Below are 24,107 nucleotides of genomic sequence, written 5' to 3'. Positions count from 1 at the left end.
GTAGAACTGCGACACGGATTCGACACGTAGTGTCCTGGCGGATCTGTACGGCGCTAGAGGGCGGGGCGAATTGGGCGGATTGCCCGATCGGTGGCCTGAGGTGTGGGTGCTGGCCATGGGCTCGTGCGCACCACCGATGCGGAGGCCGCCAGCAGAAAGCGCGCGACGCAACAACACTCTCATCAGCGGGAGTTGACAGTTTGTGTTTTTGAGATGATGCTCCCGTCATGGGCAACGTATTCAGCGAGCGGGTGCGCCGGCTCAACAGCATGCACGGCAAGACGTACCAAGAGATGGCCGCTGACTGCGATTTCATGCGGTCGGTGACCTGGTGGAACAAGGTGCGGTGGGAGGAGATCGAAGATCCGCCGAAGCCGGCCCTGTTCCCTTATCTGGCCAAGGCTTTGGAGGTGCCAGAGCGCCGGGTCGCGGAGATGGTCGCCGAGCAGTGGTGCGGGGTGCGACCGGATGACAAGGTGCCCGAGCGCTTGCGGTCGCTCCTCTTGATTCTTCGAGGTGTCCACACGGAGGACTTGCCGCTCATCGAGCAGATGGCCGACGCCCTGAGCCTCAAGCGGACGGCGCAGCAGGATGCATTGCAGCTCGCGAAGGAGGTCGTGGCGCTTGATCCTTCCGAGGAGGCGTTGGCCATGGTTGCTGCTTACGACCGGGATGCCTGAAGCTCGCGGAGTTGCAGGCCCTCACGGTGACGAACCGGTATTGGTGAAGGAACTGACGGGGGATTTGCGGGACGTGCTGTGCGTTGCGACCAGCCGCGGTCACCTCCTGACGGTGAGCGAACCGTGTTTCTGAAACGGACCATCGTCAACGGTGCTGTCGTTCGGTGACATTCCGGTGCAACCCTCGTAGGGAGAGATGCCCGTACTAGCCCCGGGCTTCTCTCCCTACCTCGCCGTGAAGCGGCGTTTAGACTCTTTGGCGCGGGCGCTGAATCATGTGCGCGTCACGGTGCAAAAGAGCGCCATCTTGTGAAGTCCAGGGCACCGCGAACCACTTTTCCAGCATCAATCCCCACGCTCTGCATATCACGAATGTGCTTGAGGGCATCTGCGCGAGTTATCCTGCCGTCGCGCACTTCGGTGGCGAGGATGTCTGCTGCACAGTAGGAACTGATTCCTAGGGCTTCGGCGACTTTGGTGGCCGCGTCCTCATTGCAGAGCATGGCCCGTCCCTCTGCCTGGGCAACCACGAGAGACTCAGACTCACCTTGGTCGACGGAATTGCTCCTACCGACGCGTCGCTGTGGGGGCAGTGTGGCTTGCACTCGGGTGTGCATCGCCAATACGGCTCGCCTGTCGGTCACTACTCGCGGCTCGCCAAGGAAGGCCTTTGTGCGCGTGTCCCACCTGCTAGCCGCCTTACCAATGGCGTTAGGCTTGCGGCTATGATTCTCAAGCTCTGACGACACAGCGGCAGTCCAGCAGATCCGCCCGTAGTACCTACTTCGGAAGAGCTTTACTCCAGTGGGGATGTGGCCGAAGGAGAGTAGAGGTCCGGTATCAGTGACTACTTCGCGCTGCACTTCAGGCGCGGACGCCGGATGTTGCGCTTGCTGCACGGGCAGGGTCACTTCGGACGCTCTGTCTTTCGCAGTTCCCAACTCATCCCCCAAAGATGCGATTCTGATCTTCTCGTGCAACTAGCGAGCGAATGTGAGGATCTCCCTCAGCGTCGTCAATGCTCGCCCAAGGCTCGTCTGCGAACACGGGCCAGAGATCAGGGCTCAGTCGCACGGCCTCCGATGAATCGATCACCCATTCACTCTCGGTGTAGTTGGCATCGATTGCCACTACTGGGTGTTTGTGAGGAAGCGAACCCAAGCTGCCACCGTGAAGACCAGTCAACTTTTCAGCCAGAAGCTCACCCTCGCTGACGTCCCAGTCGCCTTCAGCGAGCAAGGAATCGACGAAGTGGTCAACTCCAGCGCGCCACCATCGGCGACCATTGAAATCATGCAAATTTCCCGAGTAGCGAAACTCGTTGATTTTGCGAGACAGTGGAGAGCCTGAGGCCAGCACACTTTGAAAATCCGCCAAGGGCAACCGAAGGCGTACTGAGGCATGCAAGTCAGACAGCAGGAACGTCGGGTATGGAAGAATTCTTTGCGCAAACCAGCGCAACCACGAAGACCCCGACGTGTAGTCAGCTACGGAATGATCGGGCGGGCGGCAAGCATCCACTTGAGTGGCGGCAATGTCACACCACTCAGTGTCCGCAAGGCCTAACCAGTTGCGTCCGCCTTCCCAGCCGTTGCCAGCTGGGAATGTTCGGCGAAGTTCATGCGTGGCAGCAGCCAGCGCCGCGATGCGATGCCCCTCTCTGGCATCTTGCTTATTGAATGCCCAATCCAAGTCGTGCTGCGCAGCAAGGGCAGACTCGCGGATGGCGGCCGGCAAGGACTCACCGAGCTTTGCGAGTTCTCCACTGCGGAGCACGAACGCGGGACTCGTCTCCATTTTCCACGCGTGACGCTGGAACACGCGAACTAGGGCCAAGCCATCGACTGGAAAGAATGCCGGCACTTCTGGGTGAGAACCCGATCCCCACTCAAGATACTCGTCGACTGCTATGACAGAGGCCTGCGCGACGTCCGCAAGAGTGACATCTTGAGGTGTTCGAACTATGGTCTTAAGGCCCCTTGCAGAGATGGCTGAGGCGCGGCCTCGCTCCTCGTCCGGCTTATCGTCGATAAGCAATACGCAAGGCTGTTCAAGGTTGTCTGTCACGCGCCTGCTCCTCGGGGCGGTAGCGGTAGGAAGAACTCTACAGCTGTGGCGAAGCCATTGGACGGCTCTACGAATCTCACCTTACCGCGATACTCCTCCACAATGCGCCGAGTAATCGGAAGTCCAAGCCCAAGGCCCTGGCCTAGCACGACATCGACTTCCAACGTCGTCGACTCGAAGGGACGGAACCACTTCTCCGAGTCAGACAGGTCGATAGGTGTACCGGTGTTCTCTACGCGCAGAGAGATACCACCATCAGGCTCATTCCTGCCAGAGACCAATACGGTTCCGCCAGTATCCGCAGCCTTGATAGCGTTGGTCAGTAGATTCGTCATGATGACAGCCATCTCTGCGGGGAAGATGGGTGGAGTTTTCACGTAAGGATCGAGCTGTGTTTCTAGGCGGATAGATCTCTCGGCGAGAGTCTTGGACAGCAATTGGACGGAGGCTTGTACCGTATCGGGAAGACGCATCCTCCTTCGACGTCGACGGGCATCGGGTCCCACCACATCAGTCAAGTAACTGCTTTGTCGCGTCAGCGACTGAACCAATTGCTCGACCGCCTCGCTGAGTTCTGTAAGCATGCGCTTCCGAACGTGGAAATCAGCGGCTTCCGCAACAAAGGTGGTTAGCTCTCGTACGGCGTTCGCCTGCCCCAAAATACCGTTGATCTCATGAACGAAAGCTGAGAACTGAAGACCAACTCCGGCGAGAACGCGAAGCATGATGCGTTCTTCGTCCCAGGCTCGCTCGCGGTTCTCCGCCAACTCGACGGCAATCTGGGCACGCTGAATTTGAGACCTGGCATCAGGTGGGATAGAAGGCGACTCACCCAGGATGACAAGTTCCTGTCGCGCTGTCACCAAGGGATGCCGTACGTTCCTTTCCGGTGTTTGAGGCTCCGTAGGGGCCGGCCGTGGGTCGTCAGTTGCAGGAGTTTCAATCCCCGACTTTCGAGCGAGCTGTGACTCTAGGTCCCTCTCCTCTGCTCGACGTTCCTCGGCCTGCTGCTCGCGCTTACGAGATGCACGAGCACGTGTGACTAGGTCGATTCCGCCTCGCACGAGGTTCCGTAGCACTTCGAAGGATTCGTCTTCAACAAAGCCTTCTCTGTTCACGACTGGGCGGAGCATCTGAGCACCGTCTGCTGTCAAGAAGACGGCCCCTACGTACTGCTCGTTACCCTGACTTAGGAATCCCTCGTTCTCTTGTTGTGGTAGATAGGACGAATTCGAGCTATCGAGGTCAAGATCGAAGCTGCGCGGCTTACGCGCATAGTCCCTGTCGAGTGCCAGCCAGTCGTCTCGCCGGCCTCCGTAAGGGAGGACACGGAAACCCTCAAGGTATACGCGGATGCCTCCGCGGCGCTGGTTAAACCTCGTCAGTTCGGAGGCACGGGACTCTGCCCAAGCACCCTCGCGGGCATAAATCCTGGCTGTAAAGAAGGGGCCAGCATCTGGGTTCGGGTGCTGCTTCTCGAAGTAATATGAGTCTGGGGCGCCGCCTCGCTGAATATTCCCTTCCGTAGGTTGAATTGAGTATTTGACTGTCGATCCGGAAGCGTCAATCTCCAATAGCCAGTGAGCTCTATTTACGAGATTCGACCACAATGACTCACCCGTGCGAAAATCGCCTTCAGTGATGATTTTGAACCCTGGGTCATCGGAGCTGGTAGACGCTGGGCGAATGTCCCCGATAATACTCGCCTCTCGGACATGCTGTGGCCTTTTTAACAGCTCTTCGGCAGGCCGCGCAGAGTGAAGCTCTTCCAGGAAGCGAGTTAGCTGTGCAGGAGTCCAAGAAGTCTTGAGGTTTTTCAACCTCAGAGTGGTCCCCGGCGTTTTGTCGCCAAGCTCAGTTATAGTGCTAACGCTTAGACCCGTGTCGACACTTTCCAGGCTTTGTTCCTGGCTCTCAAGCTCGTCCCAGTTGATGTTTGCCGAAACGCCTGCAATGGGAGTTTTCGACGATTTCACGGAATGAACGTTGGTGTCGGGAATCGATTCAACATTCAATTCGCGAGCAAGTTTGTGTGCGCTCAACCGCCCTACGCCTTTGGCTCCGGTGTAGCGTCGCTTATAAACCGGGCTTCTCCTATCGCGGCCCTCTTTATAGCGCCCAGCGATCCGAAGAAAGGCCGTGCGGAAGATCTCGTCTGTCATTCCCACGCCGTCGTCAGAGATGACGATAGACCCGGAATTTTTCAGGTTGGTTCCGCGGACACGGACGAATGTAGCATCGGCGTCGTATGAGTTTTTGATCAACTCAATCAGGGCAGTACTGTCCCGACCTACGAGAAGCTCTCCGAGTTCGCGGAAAAGGTGAGTGTCTACGCTGAAGCGAAACTTCTCCACGCTTCCCCCTTTGTTTGTAGTCGCTCTAGTGGCAGACAGAATCTCACTGGATCGGCACGTGCAGGTTTGCTAGAGCGCGTGGCTCAAGCTTGAATAGCCCATCACTGTGGCGTCGGGCGATAGAAAGCAGTGCTTGCTGGCCGTCGTCACTACGGAGCCACGCAACCAGTTCTCGTGCTGACTCGACTGCATCTGTTCGACGGATCAACCTCATGCCGTATATGGAGTTGGTAGGTGTTGCACCCGCCAGATTTTGGACCACTCGAAATCGACTTTTAGTCATCGGTGCGATTAAGACGTCTGGAATTGACATACGCTCTACGGCATACCAAGGGGTGCGAACTCGGCAAAGGTATCTTTCAGGTGTACCCCTGGCCTCGCCTTCGTTGATAAGGGCTCGCACTGCCTCGTCCTCGGCGGGCAGATTATCGAGCCTAAGGAGCCATCTCCGAATTCCGCTAGCGCCAAGGACTTGATGGGCAGCCGGTGTCAAATCTTGTTCCGGTACTTTTCGCAGAGTGGGTAGCGCAGGCACATAGGCTTCTTTGGGAAGGTCTGCTACCTCCGAGTCTCGCCTTAGGAAGAACTCGTTATCCCCCGTAGCAACACCCCGCCTTACTACGGCGATGGAGGATAGGGCGCTCTGAGGCGTGCGGTTTTCTCCGGTTTTCTTCAAGGTTCCTGAAAGTGCTCGCACCGTAAAGGAAGGCGGACAATTTGCTTTGCGCTGAGTATTCGCTAGGCGGGTAACCCGGAATTTTTGATTCATTCCATGGGTGACCGAATAGTAGCTCATGCATTGCGTTTTGTTCGCTTCCGGGCCCACAATGACAATCATGGCTGAGACTTGAGCCGACGGGAATATTACCGCTTCGTGAGGGAAGGCGTGGATCTGAACAGTCCTGTTCCGCAATTCCCACAGATGCTTTCTGACCTCGCGCGCGTAGCGTGTCTCAAGCCAGTTAGTAGGAAGGAGAAAGCAAATACTGTCCCGTGGCCCGAGCGCTCGGAGTGTTGCCGCAAGGAAGTGAGTCGAAAGGCCGGCTTGCCCATTAGGGCAGAGCGGACCGGAAGCAGCGTGCGCTGCTTCCTTTGTCTTGCGGTCGAGCAGTTGATGCCGGGTATAAGGAGGGTTTCCGATGATGAGTCTTGATTTGAGCGGGTCTGACTTGATGCTCGTAACCCACTCAAGATAGTCCCCATGCACGAAGTTAGGCTGATTGGGTGAATTCAATACAGCGCACCTCGCGGCCAGGAGGCCTAGAGTCACAATATTTACATCCACAGCGTGAATTTGAGATTCAGGCCAATGGTGCAAGGCACCCTCTGTAAAGGCTCCAACGCCGGCCCCAGGGTCGATGACTACGTCAGGCCTATCGCTAAGCACTTGCTTCGTACGTCTAATCATGTAGTCAAATACAGGGGGTGGAGTGAAGAAGGTACCGAGGTGGCGCCGATTAGGTCCTGCGACGATGCGTTCATACAGATGGGCCAAGACGTCGGTCTGCCCTCTCGCTTCGATAGCCGTGCGAGCTCTCTCGACCAGTGCCAACGGCGGCCTCGGTGCGGACTTGGCCCATGAGGCCACAGCGTGGGGCCATCGATCCCAAGTGTTTGTGTCCAGAGTCGCAGCCTCTGTGAGAGCGGCTGCAAGCCCTCCGAGCGAGGCAAGGACACGTCGCTGACGAAGCGTTGCTCCGGGTACGGCCGATGGTGGCAGCGGTTCATCGGCGACCCGATGACACCAGCTAATGATGTCTCGTGACAAACATGGGTCGTCTGGATGCAGTGGCTCCGCTACGTCGTGTTGTGCGTTGGGCTGAGTGATCACCCATCCACTCCTAACCCTGCGATGCCGACGACAAGCTGAGAGTACCGGGTGTGTTGCTCACCATCCCCACTTGGAGGCATCTGCACACTCTGGGGCGCCTCCGGAACGTTGACGTTGTGCTCCTGATCCGGTGTGCAGCTTCAGACGAGCGGTCGGCGGAGCGGCTTTGGGCTGGAGCTGCTTCGGCGCGAGTGAGCATGGCCCCGTAAGCTTCCGGCGCGTCGGGCAGTCTGTGGACCTGCCCGCCAAAGCACGACGTTGGGGCCATGATCTTCGAGGCTTGCGCCAAAGTGGCTGCCTAAAGCCGTGGAGCCGACTGCCCCAGCCGCGACGTACTCCTTCTCTGGCATCAGGTGGCTGATTGCTGTGTGCGCGGCACGGGCGCCGGTCGGGGCTGGAGCGGGGCGGAGACAGGAGCGCAGGCCCGGCCGGGGGCCGGGCCGCGCGCGGCGAGCGGAGCGAGCCGCCTTGAACCAGTAGAGAGACTTTGAATCACACTCACACTGGCGGCTGTTGATGCCGCTCTTGCGCCTGGTCGCTGTCGGCTCGTGGTGTAGAACCCTGGGTATGGGGAGTGAACGGCGCGACCGGATGCGGGTGCTTGGGGCACGTCTTCGGGCTCTGCGTGCGGAGGCTGGCCTGACGGGTGCTGCTCTGGCTCAGCGGGCCGGCGTTGGTCAGCCGACGGTCTCCAAGGTGGAGACCGGGCGCATGGTCCCCAGTGTCGATGTGCTGGACCGGCTGTGCCGGGCGCTCAACCTCGATGAGTCGGCGGCCGGGGAAGTCCATGACCTGCTCGTCGCCGTTGAGTCTGCGATCGCCACCGACTCCGAACCGGCGGGGCTGCCCGCTGGGCTCGTCGTTGATGACGCGGTCCGCGGTGCTCGGTCGGTGCGGTCCTTCCAGTGCGTCGTTCTGCCTGCCCTGCTCCAGAGCGCGGAGTACGCCCGTCACGTCTTCGAGAGCGCACCGGACTCGACCCCTGAGGCGGTCGGTCGGGCTGCCGCTGCCCGGGTGGAGCGGCAGAGCGTGTTGTACGAGCCTGGGCGCGAGTCGGTGTTCGTGCTGACGGAAGCCGTGCTGCGGACCTGGCCGGGCACGCCGGCGCTGATGCTCGCCCAGCTCGACCGGCTGCTCGCCGTCGAGAGCCTGAGCACCGTCCGGCTCGGCGTCATCCCGTGGCGCCGCCCGGTGCCGCTTCTGCCGCGTCACGGATTCACGCTGTGCGACCAGCAGGCTGTCGTGATCGAGGCGTTCACCGGTGAGCGGGTGTCGGTCGACTCCGCCGAGGTGGCTGCGTACGAGGAGGCCTTCCACCGCTTCCAAGGCGCAGCCGTCTTCGGGGACGAGGTACGTGAGCTGTTGTTACGTGTGATGAAGGAGTTCCGCGAGCTGGAAGACACGGTCACCCCTTAGAGGAATAATTCCTCAACATGCCTAGCGTGCTGGCTTCCCGTGGGCATAGCCTGCCGTCGCGCTGTCTAGTCCCCTAGACGCAGACAAGGAGCTTGCCATGCGTACCAAGTGGTGCCGCGCCTTCCCGGGTCTTGCCGAGCAAGTGGCCCAGGCCCGTCACTTCGTCGCTGCCTTAGTCGCCGAGAAGGGGCCGGTCGATGACGCCACTCTGGTTGTCAGCGAACTGGCCACCAACGCCGTACGTCACTCGCTGAGCGGCGCGGAAGGCGGCTGGTTCCTCGTGGTCGTCGGCTTCGGTGACGGCTTCGTCCGTATCGAGGTGGTCGACCAGGGCGGCGAACGGGTACCGCACCTGTGCGATGTGACCAGCCAGGAAGAGGGCGGGCGCGGGCTGCTGCTGATCGCGGCCTGTGCGAAGGACTGGGGTGTGAAGAACTGGCCCGACGGGCGTTCCGTGTGGGCGGAGCTGGCCTGGGAGGGTGCGTGATTGTGCACCGTCCGCTGATAGGCGGCCGTTGCCATGCCGGCGGTGACGGGTGACTCCTCGGGGTGTGCCTCGGCGGCGGTCGCGTTTCTTCGTCGTTGAAAGTCGTACGGGACGGCGCCTCCCGCCCATTCCGTCTAGGGCCCTAGACTCCTGGGTACTTCTGGGAGGTGTGGTCATGTCGGACGAGTTGCAGCGGATCATGGCGATCGATGATCCGTACCTGCTCCTGCGCGAGGTCACCACGAGGCTGGCCGCTGCGCAGCAGGAGGTGACCGAACTCGCCCGGCTCCGCCGCCGCGTGGTTCAGGACCTCCATGCGCAAGGAATGTCCTACGCGCAGATCGCCGAGAAGGCCGGCCTGAGCCGCGGTCGCATCCATCAGATCCGGCACACCGGCCCGGCGCCCGAGGGGGCCTTCCTCGGGACGGGCTCCGTCACGGTCGTGACGCCGCTCCGGTGGGACGACACGAAGAAACGCCCGGTCGTCGCAATGGCCGACATGAACTCCGGCAAGCGGCTGGAGGAGCTGGCGAAGTCGTACGGGCTCGACGTCAGCTCCGGCCACGTGCAGGTGAGCGGCGAGGTCGACCTCAACCGTGACGGCCTGGTCGTCGTCTGCGGGCCGGGCATGTCCCAGGCCATGCGCGACCTGTACGCCCAGGACCCGGTACTCGCCTGGGAGCACCCGGAGGGTGAGCCCTGGGCTCTGGTGGACCGGCGTACCGACACGGCGTACCACGCAGGGGTGGACCTCGAGCCGAGCCGCCCGCACGACGTCGGATACCTGGGCCGACTGCCCCGCCCGGACGGCAACGGCTCGGTCCTCGCCATCGCCGGCATCCACACGGCAGGCTCCCTCGGCGTCGTCCACCTGCTCACCTCCGACCTCAGCGCGCTCTGGGGACAGGTGGGGGAGCGGCACTTCTCCACCCTGGTGAGTGTCGAATACGACCCCGAGACCGAAGAGCCGCAATCCGCCGAACTCCTCTGCCCCCTGTACCTGCACGACGAGGAGGCGACGGCGTGAACGTCGCCCTCGGCTCGCTGCCCGCCGAACCAAACCAGCACAACGAGGACTTCGCGGCCGCCGCTCCCGGTGCGGCCGTCCTCCTCGACGGTGCCGGCGTCGCCGGGGCCGAGACCGGCTGCGTGCACGGCATCGCGTGGTTCTCCTCGACGCTGGGCGGACTGCTGCTGGGCAACATCGCGCAAGATTCCGCCCGGCCGCTCGCCGACTGTCTCGCCGACGCGATCCGCGGCGTTCGGTCCCTGCACGAGGACACGTGCGATCTGACCTACCGGGCCAGCCCGACCAGCACGGTCGTCGCGGTCCGCGTCGGCGGGGGAGGGCTGGAGTACCTCGTCCTCGGCGACTCGACCCTTCTCCTCGCCGGTCAGGACGGGAAGACGACCGCTGTCACCGACGACCGCCTGGACCAGGTCGGCAAGCAACTCCGCGCGCCGGTCGACCGACTACCCACCGGCACGCCCGAGCACGCTGCCGCCCTGGCCCAGTACCGCGACGACCTGACGGGACTCCGTAACCGGCCGGGCGGCTTCTGGATCGCCGGCCCTGAACCCCGGGCAGCCGAGCACGCCCTCACCGGAACGGTGCCGCTGGAGTCGCTGGCGTCCGTGACCCTGCTGAGCGACGGCGCGACACGCCTCGTCGACCGGTTCGGCCTCGCCGACTGGACGGACGTGCTGGACGTGCTCGCGTCCGCCAGCCCGGACGAACTCATCCGCCGTGTACGGGAAGCGGAGAACAGCGATCCCGACGGGCAGCGATGGCCTCGCGGAAAGGCGAGGGACGACGCCACGGTTCTCCACTGTCCTGTGACATCGAAGTTTGAGTGACCAGGTCGGCCGACAAGGCTCCGGCCTCCGAGCGGTGTCAGTGGAGGGCGGCAGACTGCGCGCATGGATGCTTCTCTCGACACCGATCGCTGTGACCGTGCTGGGGTGGTGTGGGTCCGGTCGATGGGCGGCCCCTTGATCGTCCTTCCGGAGTCCTCTGTGACCGCCTGGGGTGGATGCACGGAGGACGGTTCTGTCCTCGGTGATGCCGATGGCCGTGATGACTACGACCGCGCCTGCGAGGTGGAGGACTGGGCCGGTGTCATCGCAGTAGGCGCCGGCGCCGCCACTGCGCTTGTCCTGGCCGATGAACCTGCAAAGACGTGCTTCCTACCAGAGAAGCTGCTGTTCGTGCGGTGGCTGGCTGCGGACTCCGAGGCCGAGTTGTTCGCGGCAGCCGAGGCGGTGCTGGCCGATCCGGACACCGCTTGGGAGGACGGCGGACTGTGGGTCACCGATGGCCCGGCGGTGTTGATGGATTCGGCTGAAGCGGGCGCCGATCTGGGAGTGGAGTATCCCGACGGGGGCCAGCCGGACCAGGCTCCAGTGCAGCTCCCGGCAGGTCGGTGGAGGGTGCGTGCGGTCCATCAGACCGGCGAGTTCCCATGGGTGGGTGTGGCGCAGCTTGTTGCCGAGGACGGCCACCCCTGACCTTCGATGGCACGGGACATCCACTGGGTGCCCTCGTCGTAGCCGCGCACCCAACCGTAGAATCGAACGTGTGAGCGATCAACCGTCCCGACTGGAGCTGCTGCGCTTCGCGCGCCGTGTGGTCGTGCAGCAGGCGGCGGCTGCCGTGCGGCAGCTCGACGGGTGGATCGCGGACGAGGAGCGGCGCGAGGCTGAGCGGCGTCGATGTGGGGAGATGCGGCCGCCGCCTCCGGACTGGCTGCTCCAGTACGGGCTCAACCGTAAAAACGTGGAGGCCGTCCATGCCGGGGACTGCTGGGCAGCGACGAAGTCGGGCCGGTGTCGTCCCGCGTCCCGCGAGCAGGTGGTTGAAGCTCTGCGGCATGGCGTGCTGGCGTGCGTGCACTGCCGCCCGGATACGGCGCTGGGTCTGCTCGACAACCCGTGACGGTGGTGGTCTAAAGGCGGGCGAGGGGCTCCCGAATGGTGTCACTGGCCGCTGCGAGATGGGGTGGCCCCATCGACGCTCGCGCGACACGTTCGTATACCCCCCTAGACGGTTGACAGGGCGTCGGTTTACGGTGGTCGTCAACCCCCCTAGACAGTTGGGGTGGTCGCCTCCCTGTGCTGTCTAGGGGGGTATTCAACGGCTCGGCGTCCACGAGGACGCCTGAATCAAGTGAGGTTCAGAATGCGTGTCATCCCCGTGGACACCTCGTCCGCCACTCTGCTGGTCACCAAGCTCCCCGAGGTCAAGGTGAGGGACCGGCAGACCGGCGAGGTGGCCGTGGACCCGGTCACCAACGACCGGCTCATGGTCATGGAGCTGGTGTTCATCGCCCAGGGCGGCTCGGACATGATCAAGGTCACCGTGCCCGAGAAGGGCATCGGCGAGGGGCTGGCCATGGGCGCACCGGTGTTCCTGTCCGGCCTGATCGCGCGGCCCTGGGAGAGTGAGTTCGGCGGCCGTACTCGGCACGGCATCGCCTACCGGGCGGACGCCGTCATGGTCGACACCCCGGCCGCGGTGCAGGGCTGAGCGCCATGACCGATGCCCTGTGGATTCTGCTGTTAGCGCTGCTGGTGGCGGCTGCGCTGGCCGTTGTGCGCCGTCGACTGCCTGTCCTGTTCTGGTGGTTGGTCGGGTATCCGGCCGTGACGCTGCGGGTGCTCGCCACGTACCGGGCCACGATGGACGCCTGCGGCCTGACGGTGCCCGCCTCGGCCGTGCGCCGTGCAACAGCCCGGATGCTGGGGCGGCAGGCCGCTCCCGTGCCGCCTCGTCGGTCGCTGCCACTGCCGACCGGGTTCGGACTTGTGATGCGGCTGCGTATGGCGGCCGGTCAGGCGCCCGAAGACTTCAACGCGTCGGCTGACCGGCTACGGCACGCCTGGGGTGCGCACGCCGTGCACGTCCGGCCCACCAAGCCGGGACGGCTGGAGCTGCGGTTGGTCGGCTGGGACGTCCTCACTGACGTGCGGCCCCCGCGTCGGTGGCTGCGGACCGAATCGCTGACCTTGCCTCTGGCGCTGCGTGAGGACGGGCACTGGCACGTCCGGGACTTCCGCACCGTGCCGCACGAACTCATTCTCGGCGCAACGCAGTCGGGCAAGTCCGTGTACCTGCGGAACCTGCTCTGCGGGCTGGCCCGGCAACCCGTCGCACTCGTCGGCATCGACTGCAAGTGGGGCGTCGAACTGGCCCCGTTCGCGCCCCGGTTGTCGGCGCTCGCCGATACGCCGGACCGTGCGAACGACCTCCTTGACGTTCTGGTGGACGAGATGGAGGCACGCTTCCGCCTCATCGGCAGGAGGGGCGGGGCCGGTCCGGATGCCGTGCTCACCTCGGATGTCTGGGGCCTGCAGGAGAAGGCGCGGCCGGTGCCGGTCGTGGTCGTCGTCGACGAGGTCGCTGAACTCTTCCTCGCCGCGAGCAAGGACGACGAGAAGCGGCGGGACGCCATGGTCACCAAGCTCATCCGCCTCGCCCAGCTCGGGCGCGCGGCCGGTATCTATCTGGAGGTGTGCGGGCAGCGCTTCGGCGCTGAACTCGGCAAGGGCGCCACCATGCTCCGTGCCCAGCTCACCGGTCGGGTCTGCCATCGCGTCAACGACGAGACATCCGCCAACATGGCCCTCGGCGACATCGCACCGGAAGCGGCGCTGGCGGCTACCAGGATCCCGGCTGAACGACCCGGCGTCGCGGTCGTCGGTGACTCCTCCGGCGGCTGGTCCCGGGTCCGCTCCCCGCATCTCACCCTCGAAGACGCGGCGGCCGTCTGCCGCGACACTTCGGGCCTGATTCCGGAATTGCCCCGTCTGGACGCCCTCCGGCCCGTCGTGGCGCAGCCTTCCGCTGCTCCCATCGCGCCGCCTACCGCGCGCCCGGTGACCGGGTAGCCGCACTTCCCTCCAACGGTCGGCGTGACCGCCTCACGCCAAGTCCCTACCCCTGCCATGCCCAAACCGAAGGAGCCCGAGCCGATGCGTGCCCACCTGGCCCGCGTGGACGCCGTGATCGTGCAGGCCGTCATCGCCGGTGCCCTGTCCTTCTCCCACCTGCACGACGTCGCCGCGGCGGCCGGACAGGACGGCTGGAAGGCCTGGGCCTATCCCGTGAGTGTCGACCTGCTCCTGGTCGCCGCCTGGCGTCGGATGCGCCAGTCACAGCGAGCGGGCCAGGCGGCCGGCGGTCCGCGCCTGTGGTTCCTCGTAGCCCTGGCCGCGTCCCTCGGCGCCAACGTCGCCACGGCCGGCCTCCTCGACCTGGACGACGTACCCGCCTGGCTCCGCGTGACGGTCGCGGGCTGGCCCGCTGTCGCCTTCTTCGGCGGCACGCTGCTGGCCCACGCTCCGCACACCGAGGAAGAGCCCGCCGCCTCTCCCGCGACGGACGCGGTAGCGGCTCCTGACGGCGGTTCGTCCGACATGGAGGGGCCCGATCACAAGGTTCCGTACAGCGCCGACTTCGAACCGGCTCCCGAGCCTTCAGCCGCGCCGGCCACCGCTCCCGCCCCGGCGCCTGCTCCTGCAGTCGCCCTGCCGCCCGCCCTCGTCGACCGCGCCCGGGCCTTGGCCGAGGAACACCGCTCGGCCACCGGCCGGCCCGCCGACCCCGATGCCGTACGTACTCGGCTCGGCCTGCCCTCATCCATGACCGCATCCGTCGCCGCACACCTGTGAGAGGAGCCCCACCGTGAACCGCCGTTTCCGCAACCTCCGACGCATCGGCCCCGTCAATGTCGCCTCCTACGTCGAACGCGGCCGGAACCGCCACCTGGCCGCCTGCGCCGCTCCCCGCTGCGACTTCTCCGCCGAGTACGACAGCCGTGCCGCCGCCGAACTCGCCGCCCGCACCCACCGCTGCCCGGCCTGACAGGAGACCACCCGACATGGACGTTCCGCTCTGGCTCGCCCTCCTCGTCGTCGGCGTCCTCGGCATCAAGCTCATCCGCCCGCCCTGGTGGCTCATCGCCGTACTGCTCCTCGGCGGCTACCTCCTCGCCGACAGCCTGCTCGCCCCCGTCATCGACCCCGCCCTCAAGTGACCCGCGAAGGGAGACCGCTCATGTTCCGACCGAAGGTCCCGACCATGCCGCAGCCCACCGGCCTGACCACCCCGCCCGCAGTCGTCGAACTGACCACCATAACGCCGGACACCCCGGCCCCGCCGCCGGCACCCGCTACCCCGGCCCGTCCGGCCGTCCAGCTCACGCCGGGCACTGTGCTCGCCCTGGTCGGCGGCGGCACCGCCGTGGTCTTGGTCGTCGGCGCCGTCTTGGTCTCCATGCTCCTCGCCGTCGCCCTCACCGCCGCATCCGTGGCCGTGTGTGCCCTCACCGTCCGCTCCGTCATCGCCCGCCGCTGACACCACCGCCCCGACCTCCCGGCCTTTTCGCACTGTCTAGCCCCCTCGACAAAACCAACCGCAAGCCCACGCAAGGAGGACCCCGCACATGACTCCTGCGGCTCCGACCGCAGCTATCCGCCAGCTGGCATCCCTCGCCCGGCACGGCGACCTCAGCGCCTACGCCCACCAGATCCAGCGCCTCGGCGGCTGCGAGCGGCCCATCCGAATGGAGGGCCACCGGCTCGACGTCCACGCCACCACTGGGGAGATCGTCCGGGAGATCACCGACCGCGACCTACCGGCGGGACAACTCCTCATCCGCTGCAACAACCGCCGCGCCACCCGGTGCGCCTCGTGCGCTGAGGTGTACCGCAAAGACACCTTCCACCTCGTTACGGCCGGTCTGAGCGGCGGCAAAGGCATCGGCCCGGCCGTGGCCCAACACCCGCGCGTCTTCGCCACCTTCACCGCACCGTCCTTCGGCCCCGTGCACAACCGCCCCGGCGGTGGCCGGTGCCGCTGCGGACGGCTTCACCCGGACGACGACCCCGCCCTCGGCACGCCCCTGGACCCGGACCGATACGACTACCGCGCGGCCGTCCTGTGGAACGCCCATGCGGGGAAGCTCTGGGGCCGCTTCACCACCTACCTGCGCCAGCACCTCGCCTCCTGCGCGGGCCTGAGCCGTTCGGCGCTGCGTCACTGCCTCAAGGTCTCCTACGCCAAGGTCGCCGAGTACCAGCGGCGCGGTGCCGTCCACTTCCACGCCGTCATCCGCCTCGACGGCCCGGACGGCGCCGAGGACGCCCCGCCGGCCTGGGCCACGACCGAACTCCTCACCGATGCGATTCGCTGGGCGGCCAGGGAAGCCGAGGCACCCGGTCCGGTCCTCGACAGCCGCGCGTACACCTTCCGCTTCGGCGACCAGCTCGACATCCGCCCCATCCGCTCGGCCGACTTCGCAGGCAGCTCGGAACTGTCCAGCCGCGCCGTGGCCGCCTACATCGCCAAGTACGCCACCAAGGGAGCCGAGACGGCGGGCACCCTCGACCGGCCTATCCGCAATCCGATCACGGACCTGATCGGCTCCGGCGTCAGCGACCACGCCCGGCGCATGATCCTCACCTGCTGGCACCTCGGCGCCCTGCCCGAACTCGAAGACCTGCGCCTGCGCAAGTGGGCCCACATGCTCGGCTTCCGCGGCCACTTCTCCACCAAGTCCCGCGCCTACTCCGTCACCCTCGGCGCCCTCCGCCATGAACGCGCTGACCACAACGAAGCCCTTACCCGCGAACGCGCGGCCGAGGCCGGCCACCCGCTGCCCGACCCGGACACCGTGCTCGTTCTCTCCCACTGGCGTTTTGCCGGAACTGGCCTGACAGCCGCAGAAACCTGACTTGCCACCTCTCGCAACTCCGCTACTTCACCGGAAGGAGAACCCACCCATGGCTGACCGCTACCTGACCGTGGCGCAGGTGGCCGAACTCCTCGGCACCACGGAACGTTTCCCGCGCCGCCTGATCGCCGAGCGGCGCATCGTGTTCGTCAAGGTCGGTCGGCACGTTCGCATCCCGGAGAGCGCACTGAACGCCTTCATCGACGCCAACACGGTGCAGCCGATCGGTGACCGCCGTAGCTCTCTGCGGAGGGCTGCCTGATGGCGAACAGGAAGGGGAGGCGCCGGGAGTTCGGCTCGGTCCGGCAGCTTCCGTCCGGTCGTTGGCAGGTCCGCTACCGGGACCCGGAGACGGGGCAGCTGCGCCCGGCGGAGAAGACGTACGCGACCAAGACCGATGCCCAAGTCGCCCTGACGCACATCGAATCGGACATCGCGCGCGGGCAGTGGTCGGACCCGGACGCCGGGGCGGTGAACTTCGAGGAGTACGCCACCGCGTGGCTGCGGGACCGGAAGCTCGCCGACCGCACCCGTGAGCGGAGCGAGTCGGTGATGCGGCTGCACATCCTGCCCACCTTCGGGGCCGGGAGCGTGGCGGATGTGACGACGGCCCGAGTGCGAAGCTGGCGCGGAAAGCTCCTCGCGGCCGGCGTCGGTGAGCCGTCGGTGGTCAAGGCGTACCAGCTGCTGCGCGCCCTGATGAACACGGCCGTGGACGACGAGCTGATCCGGCGCAACCCGTGCCGGATCAAGGGCGCGGACCGCTACGACGTGCCTGAGCGGCCGGTCCTCACAGTGGCGCAGGTCTTCGCCGTCGCCGACTCCATCGCGCCGCGCTACCGGCTGCTTGTGCTCCTGGCGGCCTTCACCACCCTGCGGTTCGGGGAGCTAGCGGCCCTGCGGCGCCGGGACGTCGACCTGGAGGGGTTGACCGTCACCGTGCGCCGTGCTCAGGCCGAGTTGCAGGACGGCCGGCTCTTCGACAAGGCGCCGAAGTCTGCGGCCGGGGTGCGCTCCGTCTCCTTCCCGGCCGAACTGCTCGACGCGGTCACGCACCACCTGGAGCACTTCGCCGCTCCTGGCCGCGACGGGCACGTATTCGTCGGGCCGCAGGGCGGGCAGCTGCGGCGCAGCAACTTCCGCGACGACTGGGTCAAGGCCCGGAAAGCCGCGGGTGTCACGGACGAGCTGCACTTCCACGATCTGCGGCACACCGGCAACACGCTGGCCTCGACGGCCGGGGCCAGCACGCGAGAGCTGATGACGCGCATGGGGCACAGCAGCTCCCGGGCCGCGTTGATCTATCAGCACATGACCAGCGACCGTGACCGGGCCATCGCCGACCGACTCGGGGCCATGATCCGGGACGGCGGGGGAGGGGCCTCCGGCTAGGGGATGTGGACTCCGCGTGGACTCTAGTGGCACGCGTGTGGCACGGCCGCGAACACGACGAAGGGCCAGCCTGGGAGGAAACCTCTCCTGAGCTGGCCCTTCTGTCCGTGCCCCCGGCAGGATTCGAACCTGCGACACCCGCTTTAGGAGAGCGGTGCTCTATCCCCTGAGCTACGAAGGCGGGGCTTGCCGAAAACCGTGCCGGAAACCCCCGTGGAGCTGCCGGGCGGGATGAGGCAAACGCCCTGGTCAGGTTTCCGCCGGGGTGCTGTCGGGTGACGTCCGGAGGGACATGCTCCCGAGCAGGCGCACTGGAGGTCGACTGACCGCTGACAGCCTAGCGGATCGGGATCGCGGAGGTCGCCCCCGTTGTCGCTGTGCGCCGCCGTACCTGCCCCCGCCCTTCGGCACGGTTCCCGGGATTCGGGCCCGTCGTCGCAAAGCCCGGGGGCGGCACCCCTCCCGGGATGCCGCCCGTCGATGCGTACGGTCGCGGTGGGCGCGTCCGTGTCAGAGCGAGCCGACCGGCGTCCGCTCCTGCGGTGCGGCGTCCTGGTCCGATGCGCCCCAGCACTCCACCTCGCCGCGCAGGCCCGGAACCCGGTCCTTGCGGAAGACCGGGTCGAGGCCCTGGCGGCGCTGGGCCAGGTAGTCGTCGAGGAGGCGGAAGGCGACCGCACCGAGGGGGATGATCGCGATCATGTTGACCAGGACCATCGCGCCCATCGTGACGTCCGCGAGGCTCCAGACCAGGGGGACGGAGCCGATCGCGCCGAGGACGGCGCAGGCGATGACCAGCGCGCGGTACGTGCTCATCACGTGCTTGCTGCGGGTGATGAACTGGATGTTGGACTCGCCGTAGTAGTAGTTACCGATCATGGAACTGAAGGCGACCATGAAGACCACCAGGGTCAGCAGGTGACCGGCCCAGTCGCCGAGCGCGCTGGTGAAGGCGGCCTGTGTGACGTCCGCGCCGCCGCGCTCACCGAGGGTCGGGTTGGCGGAGAGGATCACGAAGGCGGTCATGGTGCAGATGACCAAGGTGTCGAAGTAGACGCCGAGCGTCTGGACCAGGCCCTGCTTGACCGGGTGCGTGGTCTCCGCCGACGCGGCGGCGTTCGGGGCGGAACCCATGCCCGCCTCGTTGGAGAACATGCCGCGCCGCACGCCCTGCAGGATGGCCGTACCCACGGCACCGCCCGCGACCTCGCGGAAGCCGAAGGCGCCGCCGACGATGTCGCCGAGCATGCCGGGCACGTTGCCGAGGTTGAGGAACACGATGACCAGGCCGGCCAGCAGGTAGACCCCGGCCATCACCGGGATGAGGACCTTGGTGACGGCCGTCAGGCGCTTCACGCCGAAGAACACCGCGAGCGCGAGCAGCGCGGCGAGCGCGACGCCGAGGACGGGGCTGAACCAGGAGGCGTCCGAGCCGAAGGAGCCCTTCGTGGCCACCGTGATCGTGTTGGACTGCACCGCGGTCAGCACGAACCCGAACGTCAGCGTGATCAGAACGGCGAAGATCACGCCGAGCCAGCGCATTCCGAGCGCCTTCTGCATGTAGAAGGCCGGGCCGCCTCGGTATGTACCGGGCTCCGTGTCGCGCACCTTGTACAGCTGGGCCAGGACCGACTCGACGAACGCCGAGGCACCGCCGATCAGGGCCATCATCCACATCCAGAAGACGGCTCCGGGGCCGCCCATGGTGATCGCGGTGGCCACACCGGCGATGTTGCCGGTGCCGATCCGCGCGGCGGCGGAGATGGTGAAGGCACCGAAGGGGCTGACGCCGGACTGCGGCTTGTCCCTGAAGACCCGGAACATCTCCGGGATCAGGCGGATCTGCACGCCCTTGGAGCGCAGCGTGAACCAGACGCCGGCGACGGCGACCAGCGGAATCAGCAGGTATGTCCAGAAGACGTCGTTGAGCTCGACGACCCAGGTTTCCAACGTGCCCATGCAGATGTTCCCGGTTCCTTGTGAGTCGGGGAAGTGGCCCGGTCTCCGTGTGCGCGTACAGGTCGTGTACGGAGCGGAGGGTTGGGCCGGACAATGCGGAGCCGAACACTCCGCAAACGAGAAGGACTGTAGGCGGGGGCGACTGCCCCTGCATATGGCGCCCGAAGTGGCCTATCTCATACAAGACCGATACAGGCGGGAGATCCCTGGCCGCGGCCGTTGTCAGGGCTGGTCGCGGAAGCCCGCTCCGCCGTCGGATATCCGGTGTCGGCTCTGTTCGTTCACGGGAACGGGCTGAGCGCGGCAGCGGCGGCCCCGCCGCGCGGTTGCCATGACGCAGGTCACGGGAACCTGTCCGGGTGGGCGGACAGGTCAGGGGGTGAGCTACTCGATGCACGCGCGTATCCGGGCGGGGGATCCCGACGCCTTCCGGGAGCTGTTCCGTGACCATGCCCAGCTCGTCTACCGGCACGCCGTCCGGACCACCGGGGACTGGAGTGCGGCCGAGGACGTCGTGTCGCTGACGTTCCTGGAGGCGTGGCGGCTGCGCGGGAAGCTCCGGGACGAGGGGACGAGGGGGCGAGCCCGCAGCCCTGGCTGATGGGCATCGCCGTCGACGACCTCGTCCGAGAACCGATCCGCTGACTGTTCGTCACCGTCCGCTTTCTGATAGTTGTTTCAGCGGGGTACGGGCGCATGCCCGTGGCGGTGTCACCTGGCGCCGCAGGGAGGACGCACATGAGCACCACCACTCGGGACGAGATCCTCGCCGGCGAGCAGCGGGCGGTGGACCACGCATACGCCTGCTACACCACGAAACTGGCCGAAATGAGCGGAACTTCGGCCGCCACCGCCTCGGCGAGCGGCAAGGACGGGATCGCCAACCGGGCCGATGCGGAGGCGCGGGCCGAGGCCTACGGAGGGCTGGGCGACGAGGCGCTGGTCTTCGCCCGCGTCGATGCGCCGGAGGACCCGGGAGGAGAGCCCCGGCCGTGGTACATCGGGCGCCGCGGGGTGAAGGACAGCGCGAATGACCCCGTCGTTCTCCTGTGGACCAGCCCCCTGGCGAAGACCTGGATCGAGACCCGGTCCGAGAACCCGGGCGAGGTGGTCCTGCGTCGGCAGCTCCGCTGCGTGCGGCAGGTCGTCGAGAGCTACTTCGACGAGATCTCCCTGCTGAAGGATGCTCCTGCGCCCTCGGCCGCTCCTGCGCCCCCGCCCGGGCCGGCACCCGAGCCCGTTGCCGTACCGGAGCCCCGTCAGGCCGCCGACGGCAGCGCGGCGGAGGAGACGGGCGCGCCGCCCGCCCCGGAGCGCACACCGGCCCCCACTCCCGGCGACGTCGTGCGGCGGCAGCGGCGCAAGGCGCTCCAGCCGGACGACTTCCTGCTGCGGGAGCTCCAGCGGTCGCGCGGCGGCCGGATGCGGGACATCGTCGAGACCATCCGCCGCGACCAGATGGAGCTGGTCACCGGTTCGCCGTCGGACATCCTCGTCGTGCAGGGCGGTCCCGGTACCGGTAAGTCGGCGGTCGGTCTCCACCGGGTGACCTGGCTCGTCAACAACGAGCACTTCAAGGCCCCGGACATCCTCGTCATCGGCCCCCACCAGCGGTTCCTCGACTATGTGGGACAGGTCCTCCCCACGCTCGGCACCCGGGACGTCAACGCCGTCCAGCTGGAACGCCTGTGGGAGGGCGAGATCCTCGGCAGCGACTCCTCGAAGGCGCGCCTCGTGAAGTCGGACGACCGCATGGCGGCCGTCCTGCGGCGTCGCGTCGAGAGCGACTACCGCCCTGAGGCGCTCGACCCCCTCACCGCCGTTCCCTCGTTCAAGGGCGACGAACCCGGGATCGTCGTCAACGCGGGCAGTACGACACTCCGTGTGCCGAAGTCCGAGGTCCTCGCCCTCCTGGACCGGGCCCATGCCGGTGACGGACCCTTCCGGGAGCGACGCGACCGTTTCCGGGGCCTCTTCGTCGACCGGCTCCTCCAGGAGCTCGCCGGCGTCGCGCCGCGCCGCAGGCAGGCCGGCACGATCCGCCGCGACCTGGAGCGCAACCGGCGGGTCGAGCGCCTCGTCGAACGCGTCTGGCCGTCCCCCGGTCCCCGGGAGGCCCTGCGCAGCCTGTACGACTCGGCAGACCTCCTGCGGCACTGCGCCGACGGCATCCTCGACGAGGACGAGCAGACGGCTCTGCTGCGAGCCCGCGCCGCCAGCGCCGATGCCGACCCGTGGACCCTCGACGACCACGTCTGCCTCGAAGAGCTCCGCATGCTGATCAGCGGAGACACCCCACCGAGATACGGCCACATCGTCGTCGACGAGGCCCAGGACCTCACGCCCATGCAGGCCCGCTCCCTGCGGCGGCGCAGTGCCGTGGGCGGCTCCATGACCGTCCTGGGCGACCTCGCGCAGGCGACGGGCGCCCACATTCCGACGAACTGGGACCTGCTCGGCGCACTCCTCTCCGACCACGGCGACTGGAGCGTGGCCCAGCTCACCACCAGCTACCGCGTTCCCGCCGAGATCATGGAGTTCGTTGCCCCGCTCGCACAGGTGGTCGCTCCGGCCCTGCCCTACCCGAAGGCTGTCCGGGAAGCGGGAGCGGACGCCGTACGGACCGTGGCGACCGAGCCGTGGAAGCTGCTCGACGACACCGTCGCCCACGTGGCCCGGCTCATGGGCACCAGTGACGGCAGCACGCCCCGCTCCGTGGCCGTCATCGTCCCCGACGACTCGGACTGGCTGGACGCCATCAGCCGCAGGATCGGTGAGGACGACGCCATCGGCGAGCGGAACCGCGAGGCCGTCTCCGTGCTGGCCGCAGCCCAGGTCAAGGGCATGGAGTACGACCACGTGCTGGTCGTCGAGCCCGCCACGATCGCCGACCGAGGTCCCGCCGGGCTGCGCCAGTTGTACGTGGCCCTCACCCGCAGCACCCAGAGCCTGACCGTTCTGCACACCGCCCCGCTGCCGGAGGCGCTCACCGGTTCCGGGGACGCCCAGGCACCGACGGTGCCCGATTCCCGGCCGCAGGGCAGCGGGGTCGGAAGGCTGCCCCGGATCGGTACCGATGTCCGGGTCGAGGTCGTGGACCGGGTCCCGGGCGGTCGCTACAAGGTCAAGCCGTTGTCGCCGGTGATCGACCGGCCGCTTGTCCTCACCGTCCGCCATGGGTCGGTTCCCCCGCTGCGGGGCGAGAAGCTGGACTGCTGGGTGTTCGCCAACGAGACGACCCAGACGGTGCTTGCCGCCGACCAGCGCGGCCGGTCGCCCGTTTCGGAGCGGATGGCAGGGCGCTACGTCGCGGCACTGGATGTTCTCGGAGAACTGACCGCGAGCGACGGCGACGTTTCCGACGCCCGCAGCCGTCTCTCCGAACTCCAGGGCATGGCCAACCGCATCCTCCGACGGGACCAGGCCGACTGGGTTGACGTGCTTCACCTGCTCGGCGATCCGGACAGGGAACGACTCGGAGTTCTTCGCGACCTCGCCGCGACGACCAACCGTGCGCTCAAGGAGGGCACTCTCGACGTGGGGCAGCTCGCGGAGGAGCTGGCAGGTTCCGGCTGGGCGGGAGCCCTCGCCGAAGCGCGGAGAGAGCTCCAGGAACGCTTCGGCACGGCGACGGAGCCGAACGCCGACGGCGCGGTGCCCGTCGCCCCGACGCAACCCGATCAGAAGGAAGAAGTGCAGATGACCACTGCGGACACCACCGCCGCAACACCGGCTGCGACCACGAAGGACGGCTTCCTCCGCGCGCTGGAAGCGGCTGCCGGGGCCGACCGTACGTGCAAGAAGCACGAGGCGGTCCGCCACGCGCTGAAGTCCTCGCTCCTCTGGGCGGACCTCCAGCCGGCCGACTCGCCCGTCGTCGACGTCAGCTGCGTCACCGAGCACGGCCTCTTTCTCTACGAGGCCCTGGGCGAGGGCCGCTCCACCTACGCGGACCTCCGCTCGGGTGCGACCCGGTTGCTGGAGATCAACCACACGCTGCCCGCCCCCGCCGACGGTCTCTACCTCGTTCTCTGCGAACCGCCCTCCGAGAACTGGTCTGTTGACACGATTCGCGACGTCTTCCGTGTCAATGTCCTATGGCGCAGCCCGGCCGGCTGGGGTGGCGAGAAGGCAGACGTCGCATTCGGCTCCTCCGGGACGAGCCATGGGTAGCGGTTGTCGGTCAGT

At 66.5% G+C, this 24,107-nt stretch carries 22 protein-coding genes, 1 tRNA gene and 1 pseudogene; 18 read left to right on the top strand and 6 right to left on the bottom strand.

The window, feature by feature from the left end:
• The first annotated feature begins 227 nt into the window (after positions 1-227).
• Positions 228-680: a helix-turn-helix transcriptional regulator gene (locus IE140_RS18385; protein ID WP_150196090.1), complete on the top strand. Its 453-nt coding sequence runs from the start codon at positions 228-230 to the stop codon at positions 678-680.
• A 284-nt stretch (positions 681-964) separates the two neighbouring features.
• On the opposite strand, the gene IE140_RS36785 is transcribed toward IE140_RS18385, so the two are convergent.
• The 4 genes from IE140_RS36785 to IE140_RS36610 form a co-directional block, all read right to left on the bottom strand.
• Complete coding sequence (locus tag IE140_RS36785) at positions 965-1,543, bottom strand: hypothetical protein (RefSeq protein ID WP_483027937.1); 579 nt, start codon at positions 1,541-1,543, stop codon at positions 965-967.
• Positions 1,544-1,622: 79 nt separating this feature from the next.
• Positions 1,623-2,747, bottom strand: coding sequence for a hypothetical protein (locus tag IE140_RS18375; RefSeq protein WP_150196086.1), 1,125 nt, complete (start codon positions 2,745-2,747; stop codon positions 1,623-1,625).
• Positions 2,744-5,101: a sensor histidine kinase gene (locus IE140_RS18370; protein WP_150196084.1), complete on the bottom strand. Its 2,358-nt coding sequence runs from the start codon at positions 5,099-5,101 to the stop codon at positions 2,744-2,746. The genes IE140_RS18375 and IE140_RS18370 overlap by 4 nt, the downstream gene beginning before the upstream one ends.
• Before the next feature lie 43 nt (positions 5,102-5,144).
• The gene (locus IE140_RS36610; protein ID WP_359866232.1) at positions 5,145-6,689 is read right to left on the bottom strand and encodes an N-6 DNA methylase; all 1,545 of its coding nucleotides are present in this window, start codon (positions 6,687-6,689) and stop codon (positions 5,145-5,147) included.
• Between the two features lie 810 nt (positions 6,690-7,499).
• On the opposite strand from IE140_RS36610, the gene IE140_RS18360 reads away from it, so the two are divergent.
• From IE140_RS18360 to IE140_RS18290, 15 genes are all read left to right on the top strand, one after another.
• Complete coding sequence (locus IE140_RS18360) at positions 7,500-8,348, top strand: helix-turn-helix domain-containing protein (protein WP_150196098.1); 849 nt, start codon at positions 7,500-7,502, stop codon at positions 8,346-8,348.
• Between the two features lie 97 nt (positions 8,349-8,445).
• Positions 8,446-8,835 carry an ATP-binding protein gene (locus IE140_RS18355; protein ID WP_150196079.1) on the top strand — a complete coding sequence of 130 codons (390 nt, stop codon included), beginning with the start codon at positions 8,446-8,448 and terminating at the stop codon, positions 8,833-8,835.
• 175 nt (positions 8,836-9,010) lie between these two features.
• Positions 9,011-9,862, top strand: a complete 852-nt coding sequence (locus tag IE140_RS18350; protein WP_150196077.1) for a sigma factor-like helix-turn-helix DNA-binding protein — start codon at positions 9,011-9,013, stop codon at positions 9,860-9,862.
• The gene (locus IE140_RS18345) at positions 9,859-10,692 is read left to right on the top strand and encodes a protein phosphatase 2C domain-containing protein (RefSeq protein WP_150196075.1); all 834 of its coding nucleotides are present in this window, start codon (positions 9,859-9,861) and stop codon (positions 10,690-10,692) included. Before IE140_RS18350 ends, IE140_RS18345 begins: the two co-directional genes overlap by 4 nt.
• Before the next feature lie 63 nt (positions 10,693-10,755).
• Positions 10,756-11,343 carry an Imm21 family immunity protein gene (locus IE140_RS18340; RefSeq protein ID WP_229826845.1) on the top strand — a complete coding sequence of 196 codons (588 nt, stop codon included), beginning with the start codon at positions 10,756-10,758 and terminating at the stop codon, positions 11,341-11,343.
• Between the two features lie 70 nt (positions 11,344-11,413).
• Positions 11,414-11,770 (top strand): DUF6233 domain-containing protein, encoded by a 357-nt coding sequence (locus tag IE140_RS18335; RefSeq protein ID WP_150196073.1) that lies wholly within the window; start codon positions 11,414-11,416, stop codon positions 11,768-11,770.
• 243 nt (positions 11,771-12,013) lie between these two features.
• On the top strand, positions 12,014-12,361 hold the full coding sequence (locus tag IE140_RS18330) for an SCO3933 family regulatory protein (protein ID WP_145826844.1): 348 nt from the start codon (positions 12,014-12,016) through the stop codon (positions 12,359-12,361).
• A gap of 5 nt (positions 12,362-12,366) precedes the next feature.
• Positions 12,367-13,722, top strand: a complete 1,356-nt coding sequence (locus IE140_RS18325; RefSeq protein ID WP_150196071.1) for an FtsK/SpoIIIE domain-containing protein — start codon at positions 12,367-12,369, stop codon at positions 13,720-13,722.
• Between the two features lie 84 nt (positions 13,723-13,806).
• Positions 13,807-14,505 carry a DUF2637 domain-containing protein gene (locus IE140_RS18320; RefSeq protein ID WP_150196095.1) on the top strand — a complete coding sequence of 233 codons (699 nt, stop codon included), beginning with the start codon at positions 13,807-13,809 and terminating at the stop codon, positions 14,503-14,505.
• Between the two features lie 13 nt (positions 14,506-14,518).
• Entirely contained in the window at positions 14,519-14,698 is a 180-nt protein-coding gene (locus IE140_RS18315; protein WP_150196069.1) for a mobile element transfer protein, read from the top strand.
• A 16-nt stretch (positions 14,699-14,714) separates the two neighbouring features.
• A complete protein-coding gene (locus tag IE140_RS18310) occupies positions 14,715-14,870 on the top strand; it encodes a hypothetical protein (protein ID WP_103543452.1) in 156 nt (51 codons plus the stop codon).
• Positions 14,871-14,890: 20 nt separating this feature from the next.
• Positions 14,891-15,190 (top strand): SpdD-like protein, encoded by a 300-nt coding sequence (locus tag IE140_RS18305; RefSeq protein WP_150196067.1) that lies wholly within the window; start codon positions 14,891-14,893, stop codon positions 15,188-15,190.
• Between the two features lie 88 nt (positions 15,191-15,278).
• Positions 15,279-16,568: a replication initiator gene (locus IE140_RS18300; RefSeq protein ID WP_150196065.1), complete on the top strand. Its 1,290-nt coding sequence runs from the start codon at positions 15,279-15,281 to the stop codon at positions 16,566-16,568.
• 49 nt (positions 16,569-16,617) lie between these two features.
• Entirely contained in the window at positions 16,618-16,830 is a 213-nt protein-coding gene (locus IE140_RS18295; RefSeq protein ID WP_037640101.1) for a helix-turn-helix domain-containing protein, read from the top strand.
• Positions 16,830-17,960, top strand: coding sequence for a tyrosine-type recombinase/integrase (locus IE140_RS18290; protein WP_150196062.1), 1,131 nt, complete (start codon positions 16,830-16,832; stop codon positions 17,958-17,960). The genes IE140_RS18295 and IE140_RS18290 overlap by 1 nt, the downstream gene beginning before the upstream one ends.
• Before the next feature lie 108 nt (positions 17,961-18,068).
• Here IE140_RS18290 and IE140_RS18285 read toward each other — a convergent pair.
• Together IE140_RS18285 and IE140_RS18280 are read right to left on the bottom strand one after the other, a co-directional pair.
• Positions 18,069-18,141, bottom strand: a tRNA-Arg gene (locus IE140_RS18285).
• A gap of 329 nt (positions 18,142-18,470) precedes the next feature.
• Positions 18,471-19,919 carry an alanine/glycine:cation symporter family protein gene (locus IE140_RS18280; RefSeq protein WP_093443882.1) on the bottom strand — a complete coding sequence of 483 codons (1,449 nt, stop codon included), beginning with the start codon at positions 19,917-19,919 and terminating at the stop codon, positions 18,471-18,473.
• 391 nt (positions 19,920-20,310) lie between these two features.
• Here IE140_RS18280 and IE140_RS18275 point away from each other — a divergent pair.
• Positions 20,311-20,543, top strand: a pseudogene (locus IE140_RS18275) (RNA polymerase sigma factor); the annotation flags it as partial.
• 114 nt (positions 20,544-20,657) lie between these two features.
• Complete coding sequence (locus IE140_RS18270; RefSeq protein WP_150196060.1) at positions 20,658-24,092, top strand: HelD family protein; 3,435 nt, start codon at positions 20,658-20,660, stop codon at positions 24,090-24,092.
• Positions 24,093-24,107 lie beyond the last annotated feature (15 nt).

The organism is Streptomyces parvus (assembly GCF_014648875.1).
Taxonomy (GTDB): Bacteria; Actinomycetota; Actinomycetes; order Streptomycetales; family Streptomycetaceae; genus Streptomyces; species Streptomyces parvus.
The sequence above is the reverse complement of the archived record's forward strand: the minus strand, read 5'-3'. Positions and strand labels throughout refer to the sequence as shown.

Coding starts and splice junctions, on each gene's coding strand:
- IE140_RS18385 (WP_150196090.1), top strand. CDS start 228: ATGGGCAACGTATTCAGCGAGCGGGTGCGCCGGCTCAACAGCATGCAC.
- IE140_RS18360 (WP_150196098.1), top strand. CDS start 7,500: ATGGGGAGTGAACGGCGCGACCGGATGCGGGTGCTTGGGGCACGTCTT.
- IE140_RS18355 (WP_150196079.1), top strand. CDS start 8,446: ATGCGTACCAAGTGGTGCCGCGCCTTCCCGGGTCTTGCCGAGCAAGTG.
- IE140_RS18350 (WP_150196077.1), top strand. CDS start 9,011: ATGTCGGACGAGTTGCAGCGGATCATGGCGATCGATGATCCGTACCTG.
- IE140_RS18340 (WP_229826845.1), top strand. CDS start 10,756: ATGGATGCTTCTCTCGACACCGATCGCTGTGACCGTGCTGGGGTGGTG.
- IE140_RS18330 (WP_145826844.1), top strand. CDS start 12,014: ATGCGTGTCATCCCCGTGGACACCTCGTCCGCCACTCTGCTGGTCACC.
- IE140_RS18325 (WP_150196071.1), top strand. CDS start 12,367: ATGACCGATGCCCTGTGGATTCTGCTGTTAGCGCTGCTGGTGGCGGCT.
- IE140_RS18320 (WP_150196095.1), top strand. CDS start 13,807: ATGCGTGCCCACCTGGCCCGCGTGGACGCCGTGATCGTGCAGGCCGTC.
- IE140_RS18310 (WP_103543452.1), top strand. CDS start 14,715: ATGGACGTTCCGCTCTGGCTCGCCCTCCTCGTCGTCGGCGTCCTCGGC.
- IE140_RS18305 (WP_150196067.1), top strand. CDS start 14,891: ATGTTCCGACCGAAGGTCCCGACCATGCCGCAGCCCACCGGCCTGACC.
- IE140_RS18300 (WP_150196065.1), top strand. CDS start 15,279: ATGACTCCTGCGGCTCCGACCGCAGCTATCCGCCAGCTGGCATCCCTC.
- IE140_RS18295 (WP_037640101.1), top strand. CDS start 16,618: ATGGCTGACCGCTACCTGACCGTGGCGCAGGTGGCCGAACTCCTCGGC.
- IE140_RS18290 (WP_150196062.1), top strand. CDS start 16,830: ATGGCGAACAGGAAGGGGAGGCGCCGGGAGTTCGGCTCGGTCCGGCAG.
- IE140_RS18280 (WP_093443882.1), bottom strand. CDS start 19,919: ATGGGCACGTTGGAAACCTGGGTCGTCGAGCTCAACGACGTCTTCTGG.
- IE140_RS18270 (WP_150196060.1), top strand. CDS start 20,658: ATGAGCACCACCACTCGGGACGAGATCCTCGCCGGCGAGCAGCGGGCG.